8 protein-coding genes are annotated in these 6,962 nt (G+C 41.9%); 5 read left to right on the top strand and 3 right to left on the bottom strand.

The annotated features are described in order from the left end of the window. Positions 1–243: 243 nt before the first annotated feature. Complete coding sequence (locus ACJ751_RS14915; protein ID WP_407746298.1) at positions 244–1,494, top strand: erythromycin esterase family protein; 1,251 nt, start codon at positions 244–246, stop codon at positions 1,492–1,494. Positions 1,495–1,499: 5 nt separating this feature from the next. On the opposite strand, the gene ACJ751_RS14910 is transcribed toward ACJ751_RS14915, so the two are convergent. Continuing rightward, positions 1,500–2,390, bottom strand: coding sequence for an XRE family transcriptional regulator (locus tag ACJ751_RS14910; RefSeq protein WP_407746297.1), 891 nt, complete (start codon positions 2,388–2,390; stop codon positions 1,500–1,502). A gap of 263 nt (positions 2,391–2,653) precedes the next feature. Between ACJ751_RS14910 and ACJ751_RS14905 the strand changes: the two genes are divergently transcribed. Continuing rightward, positions 2,654–3,148 carry a hypothetical protein gene (locus tag ACJ751_RS14905; RefSeq protein ID WP_407746296.1) on the top strand — a complete coding sequence of 165 codons (495 nt, stop codon included), beginning with the start codon at positions 2,654–2,656 and terminating at the stop codon, positions 3,146–3,148. A gap of 67 nt (positions 3,149–3,215) precedes the next feature. Next, a complete protein-coding gene (locus tag ACJ751_RS14900; RefSeq protein ID WP_407746295.1) occupies positions 3,216–3,737 on the top strand; it encodes a host-nuclease inhibitor Gam family protein in 522 nt (173 codons plus the stop codon). A 76-nt stretch (positions 3,738–3,813) separates the two neighbouring features. Here the strand turns inward: ACJ751_RS14900 and ACJ751_RS14895 are convergent, their stop codons facing one another. Both ACJ751_RS14895 and ACJ751_RS14890 read right to left on the bottom strand, forming a co-directional pair. Then, positions 3,814–4,851, bottom strand: a complete 1,038-nt coding sequence (locus tag ACJ751_RS14895) for a class 1 isoprenoid biosynthesis enzyme (protein WP_407746294.1) — start codon at positions 4,849–4,851, stop codon at positions 3,814–3,816. 10 nt (positions 4,852–4,861) lie between these two features. Next, on the bottom strand, positions 4,862–5,701 hold the full coding sequence (locus tag ACJ751_RS14890) for an NAD(P)-dependent oxidoreductase (protein WP_407746293.1): 840 nt from the start codon (positions 5,699–5,701) through the stop codon (positions 4,862–4,864). A gap of 216 nt (positions 5,702–5,917) precedes the next feature. On the opposite strand from ACJ751_RS14890, the gene ACJ751_RS14885 reads away from it, so the two are divergent. After that, positions 5,918–6,208 carry a hypothetical protein gene (locus ACJ751_RS14885; protein WP_407746292.1) on the top strand — a complete coding sequence of 97 codons (291 nt, stop codon included), beginning with the start codon at positions 5,918–5,920 and terminating at the stop codon, positions 6,206–6,208. Between the two features lie 217 nt (positions 6,209–6,425). Next, complete coding sequence (locus ACJ751_RS14880) at positions 6,426–6,701, top strand: hypothetical protein (RefSeq protein WP_407746291.1); 276 nt, start codon at positions 6,426–6,428, stop codon at positions 6,699–6,701. The last annotated feature ends 261 nt before the right edge of the window (positions 6,702–6,962 follow it).

Here is a 6,962-nt window from a genome sequence, read left to right as displayed (position 1 = left end):
TTCCCCAGGGATATATCCAGGAGTTTGATTTTGCCTATAAGGATTCGGTTGATATTTTCAAGCATCAGCCCTACCTTAAAAAGGTAACGCAAACCAGTCCAGTGGTAACAATTAAGTATTCAGAAATTTAACGCAATTACAAATGGAGCCATCGGCTCCATTTGTTAAATTAGCCTGTGAACAAGTGTTTAAACAGCCATCACTGCCACGGCGTAAGAATTGCTGCAATTTATAAAAAGGCAAATGCATAATTTATCCACTGCCAACGATCTCGATGCATTGATTAACGAGGCGGGCAGCAAAACAATCGTAATGCTTGGCGAAGCATCTCACGGCACCCATGAATTTTACACCTGGCGAACTGCCATTTCAAAAAGATTGATTGAAGAGCACGGATTTAATTTTATTGCAGTGGAAGGCGACTGGCCCGATTGCTATAAAATAAACCGTTTTGTAAAAGGCTATAAAGATGCCGGTGATTCAATTAATAATGTACTGCAGGTGTTCGACCGTTGGCCTACCTGGATGTGGGCAAATTGGGAAACCGCTGCACTGGCCGAATGGTTACGGGAACATAATCAGCATTTAAGTATGGATAAGAAAGCCGGTTTTTACGGGCTCGATGTGTACAGTCTCTGGGATTCCATGGAAGCCATGGTTAGCTACCTGGATAAAGAAGACCCGAAAGCATCTCTGTCAGTGAAAGCTGCTATACAATGTTTTGAACCTTTCCGCGAAAGAGAACAATCCTATGCGTATTCATTAAAAGAACATAACTGTCGCGATAAAGTATTGTCATTGCTGAAAGAAATAAGAATGAAAGCACAGTTTTTAGATGGCGACCGCGAAGCAGGGTTCAACACAGAACAAAATGCATTGATTGCCGTAAACGCTGAAAAATATTACAGTAGCTTAATTGGTTTCGACAATGAAAGCTGGAACATCCGCGACACGCACATGATGGAAACGCTGGAACGGTTGATGAAATTTCATGGCCCTTCCGCCAAAGGAATTGTGTGGGAACACAATACGCATATAGGAGATGCAAGAGCTACCGATATGAAAAGCGCTGGTATGGTAAATATTGGCGAATTGGGAAGAAAAAAATATGGCGTGGAGAATGTATATCTCGTTGGCTTTGGCTCCTATGAAGGAACTGTTATAGCCGGCGATGCCTGGGGCGCGCCAATGGAAGAAATGGATGTGCCGCCTGCCAGAAAAGGCAGCATAGAGGAAGCCCTGCACTTACGCGGCGATCACAACCGCTATATGCTTTTTGAAGAAGAAACAAGCGAGCTGTTCGATATGCAGCTTGGTCACCGGGCCATAGGTGTGGTATATGATCCGCAACGCGAGAAATATGGTAATTATGTACCCACCATTATGAGCGAGCGCTATGATGCCTTTGTGTTTTTTGACACCACGCAGGCATTGCATGCTTTACATTTGCCTACGGGTAATAAAATGCCGGAAACTTATCCGTTCGGGGTTTGAACCGGTTATTGTCCCATTTTCTGTTTTAACATCGCCAGCTCAGCTTCAATATTCACCAAGCGTTTATAGATCTCGCCGGGGCCGGGTAATTGTCTCGTCCAGCGTTCAACCACATACCAGATCTCGGCAACCTCTTCCACATCCAAAACAATGGTAGGGAATTCGCCGGTTTGATTATTATCGCTTTTTACAATGATCTTTCCCTCATGATATCGGTTGATCAGGCGTTTGATCAATACACCCTGAAAGCGGGTAACCAGCACATATACCCGGTCGTCACGAACCTCCGAAATATCGGCCCAGCGGGCAATTACCCGGTCGGCATCCTGTAAAGTAGGGAACATGGAATGTCCTTCCACTTCAAATATCCGGTAAGTGCCATTGGTGTATCCGGGCAACCGGTAAGCAGATAAAGATTGAATAAATAAGGGATCGCCATAGCCGGACATATAACCGGCCCTGGCTTTTACCGGCACATAAATGATATTTTCCTCGCCCTGGCTATCAACAGTAATATATTTCGGTGCTTGAAACCGTCGGTACGGAAAAAGGGTGCTACCTACTACAGAAACAGGCATATCATCATCCGCAGGAGGTAACAACTGATTTTTGTCACTTGTAGCCATGTGACTATCATTTGCTAAACTTTCGTTGTTTTCTTCCCCTTTATACTCCACCAGACCGCCTTTAGACAAATCCACGCTAATCAGCTCATCAATAGAAATGTCGAAAAATGAGGCAATTTTTTCTAATGTACCCAGATCTGGTTCTGAATGAGTTGTTTCGTAATTCGAGAACGTATTACGCTTTAAACCCAATGCAGTAGCCACTTCCGCCTGAGTCAGCCCTTTTTTCTTCCTTAAAAAGGAAAGATTGTTTGCAAAAAAAGTTGACATAATTAGAAATTTTTTGCCTCAAAAATTAGAATTGTCGAAAAATGAGGCATATATTTGCTGTATCGAAACGCGATACAATGGTGCTAAGAGCTAAAAGTATGCAAAAAAACAACGAAACCGTACTATGAAAACGAGACGCAGCCTGAAAAATCGACTTCTTCTCCCAGGCTTTTGACTCAAAAGTTATCACTTCAGTGCAGATTGGTCTTTCCATGCAGGATTCTTGTTTAACCGATTTATTAACTGTATAAAAACCGAAGATTATGACACATATGCTTTTACAAAAGAATCACCCGACAACTTACAAAAACGGAAATACCATGAATGTGCATACAAGGAGAGAATTATCGATCGTGAGTCATGTAATTACACGTGCTCAATATGAAATACAACAGCAGGCCGGGATAGAGGTAATATTAATACCTCGCTATTCAAATAAAATGATGGAAGATGATGTGAAGCAGTTGTTTGAAGCAATGTGTGAATGCTGGAATGTTCAATTGGCCTGGGTGAGTGATAAAAGCAGAGCGAACGACAGGCCAACCATGCGAAAACTGTTGTGGATGGTAGGAAAGAAAAAATTCCCGCACATCCCTTACAGCATGCTAGCCAATCTTACAGGAGCAACCGATCACGCAGGCGTAATTAAAGGAATAAGAAGCGGATACAATTGGCTGAACGTACAGGATGAAAAATTCCTGAAATATTATGAACCGGTAAAAGGCTATTTTGATGAATTACAGGAAGAGCAGGTATAAAACAGTATCAGGCAGCTTATTGTCAAAAACAATTTATCTAATTATTAAACCATAAAATCTTACAACTATGTTCCGTGAAAAGAAGAAATTAATCATCAATGTGAATTATGATGAAGCCCAGGAAGCGTCTGCCAAATATGCCGATGTATCTGCCCGACTTGGTGTTATTGAAGCGCAATTGAACGATCGCATAAACCGGATCAGAGATCAGTTTCAGGAAGAGATCATCCAACTCAATATGGAAAAGGAAAGACAAATGGAAGTATTGGAGACATACGCGAAAGAGCAGAAATGCAATTGGGGCAAACGCAAAAGTGTTGAGTTATTGCACAGTGTGATAGGTTTTCGCACAGGAACACCCAAAGTTACCAAAGACAGGAAATTTAGTTGGGAAGATGTGCTTGATATGGTAAAAGAAAAATTTCCTTCTTTGGTGCGGGTTAAATGTGAGCTCGACAAAGAAGCAATTATTTCAATGCGTGAAGAGGCGCAATTCCAGGATCTGCAAAAAACCTGCTTTGTAGATGTAGTTCAGGAAGAAACGTTTTTTGTAGAGGCAAAATTACAATCATTGCTCCGCGTTGCATAAAGGTTACATGAAAGTGTTTAAGGCTCTGATAAAAATTTTTCTTGTACCATAGCTAGTAAGTAGAGCCGTTCTGTTTCTACAGAATGGCATTTATTTCTTTATCAGCATAATTGGTAAAAGTTCGAATATGTTGCACCCATTTCAGTTGTTGTTGAAGGCTATCCATATCACATACCAGTTCCTTTCTGCTTAATTGCTTCAATTCCTCAATAGAAGTAATGCCTGACGTAGCCTGTTTTAGTTGCTCCAGCGACATCCAGCCCATGGCATGAAGAGAATGAATAATGATGGCAAAAGTTTGTTTGGCTTTTACCGGGTAAGGTAATTGCCACAGCCATTGGTTGAAATTACTTGTTTCTGTCAGGAATAATTGCTGCAATTGCTCAAAGTTCCGGTACAGGTTGGGAAGCGTGTAAACACCTTTATGTACATCTTTCCAAACGTCAAAAGTATCATTGGTCAACTGCATAAGACCAGCAGCCGGATATAATATCTCCAGTATTTTTTGATCAGGGTAATTGTCGAGCAGGGCGCAGAACAGCAGCACTGCATAATAGCTTTTTTTGTAAGTGATCTCCCGCAGTGCTGTTTCTGTAATCGTACTATCCAACTGTTTCAATGATTCCTGTTGCCAGTGAGCAACCGCTTGCAAGTGTTCAATGAACTGTTGGCGCCGGGGCATACCGCGCAACAGTTCAAGGTATATGCCTGCAGCAAGCTTGTCTGTTTTGTTTAGTGCAACGTATGCTTCTGGATCTGTTACCAGCGAGGTGATCTGTTCATAGTTCAGGATGTGATCATCAAAAAGATCATCGAACAATGGCCCGAATACACTCAGCAGAATAATTCGTTGATGTTCAGCCTCGCTTAATTTTTTCCCCGTTAAGTTATATACATTATCACATACCAGGTTCAGCGCGAGTTGCCAGTATTTGGTAATTCTTTTAATGTCCTTATCAGTGAATGTTTGCTGAAAATCCGGCACTACATCACGCAGCAGGTTGAGAAGATGACCTTTCAGGTATCGTTCCTGTTTTTTAATTCGCCGGTAAAGCACCAGCATATTGCTTAGGATACGGATATTACTTACTGAAGGGACATTGCTTTTGTGCATTATCAGGGTATTATTTTCCAATCACCGTCCAGTCGTGGTTTCCAAAACCTTTGTTGATGAACTCATCCATAAGGGCAGCAATAACGGGCACTAATACCAGTTCGTTACCGGCTTGTTGAGTAGCATCCAGAAAAAGCTGGGTGTCTTTGCGTGCCATATTTAACTCCCAGGATGGCTTGGTTTGATCGGGGGCCGCCATTCGTTTCAAACGGCCTGATACAAGCGTGCCGGGGTTCCACATGCTGAACAATGTAAGCAATTCATCCAGTGAAATATCCAGTGACTTAGATAAAGTAAGGGTGTCTTTCAGCGAAACGGTTAAACAAACCAGGAAGGCATTACCAGCCAGCTTCATGGCGGCGGCTTTACCAACTTCAGCACCAAAATTTATCAGTGTGCCCGTCAATTTCGACAGGGAAGGCGTAAGCGCAGCAATAACAGCCTCATCGCCCGATATCAGCATATACCCGGTGCTTTCCAACGCATTTATAGGGCCCATAAAAACAGGCGCATGTTGGTAGGTAAACCCTTTTTCTTTCCATGTCCTGGTTCTGGCTATAGCGCCTTCTTTTGAAGTAGTAGTATGATCGATGATGATGGCGCCTGGTGTAAAGCCTGGCGCTGCGGCTTTCAGCACCTCATCAACAGTAGCGTCGTCTTTTAAAGCAATGTGGAGCTCAGTAGCGCCTTTAACGGCATCAGCTACATTTATAAAAGCTTTGGCGCCTTCTTTTTCCAGTTCCTGTGCTTTTGAGGCGGTGCGGTTCCAAACCTGAACGGTTTCTCCCTGTTTTATCATGGCCCGAACGAAATTCGAGCCTAATAATCCCATTCCTAAAAATGCTTTCATAACAATGTTTTTGCAAAGATTGGGGATTTTGGGAAAACACCCACTGGTTTTTCAATAATACCGGCAATGGCACCCAGCCTCGGTATTTTATTTAGATAAAAATATAAAAATTGAAATAAAAAGTATCACAAAGTGAACTGTAAATGCCAGATAATGAACTATTATAGATCATTATCTGTAAGCTTTATTATGTGAATTACGTTTACCTGTTTCTTTGTGGCCATGCTAAAGGTTAAAGATAAACGATACACTACTGTAAATAATTTAATTACGGGAGGATTTATTAAAAGCTTCTCCCAAATATTAGATACTATACCAAAGACAGTGGTCTTTCGTGACCTGGGCATGCATCATCAAACGTTTGAGAAGGTGGTACAAAACCCCGCTAAACTTTCATGTGAAGATGCTTTTAAACTTGCCTCGCTCATTGAAATTGATGAAATGGAAATACTGAAACTAATTTATAACGAAGTAATAGTTGAGAAGAAGGCAAAGCGAAAGAAATAACTACTATAAAAAGAGTACGATACAACACAAGACGAATCAGGTCTGTTCGGTTTTCCGAAACGGGCCTTTTCCGTTTTATAGTACGATAATGATGGAAAAAAAGATGAAGTATACTTTTATGTATCAATAAATGACTAAAAAAGTACGGTACGTACTTTCTACCGCATTATGTGACAGATTTGAGATATATAGTACTTTTTCCTCATTACTTTGTGACATGGCGAAGGACCCACGCTATAGCACAGTTTATAAACTAATCACCAGCGGCCAATTAAATAGCCTGGCGGAGATGTTGGTGATTGTACCCAAGACTGTATTAGCCCGCGACCTGGGTATGCATCACATAACGCTTAATAAACTGCTTGTGCATCCGGGAAAATTCAAGTTGGAGGATATTTACGAGATCGCATCACTGGTTGGTGTAGAAAATAAGGTGATGCTGCAGTTGTTTTATAACGAAACCGGGGAGAAGAAAGCAAAACGAAAGAAATAAATTCCTGAAAAATAAGTACGATACACACAAAGACAATCAGGCCTCGACGGTACCGTCGGGGTCTTTTTTGTGTGCGCCATGCATGATGATAAACTTGACGGTTAAAGTCCGTTATGGGGGTATGTAATCGCCAACCATTAGCCAAGAGCGAGGGTGTCCACTGCGAAGTGGAATCTGAAGGAAGCTGGCGGCAAAGTTCCGGCCCGAGGAACACGAACACTATCAGGCAGATGCTGTGAGGACGAGTTTGCACAACAAAAC

Source organism: Niastella sp. (assembly GCF_045805085.1).
In the GTDB taxonomy this organism is placed as follows: domain Bacteria; phylum Bacteroidota; class Bacteroidia; order Chitinophagales; family Chitinophagaceae; genus Niastella.
This window is presented reverse-complemented; position numbering and strand designations above follow the sequence as displayed.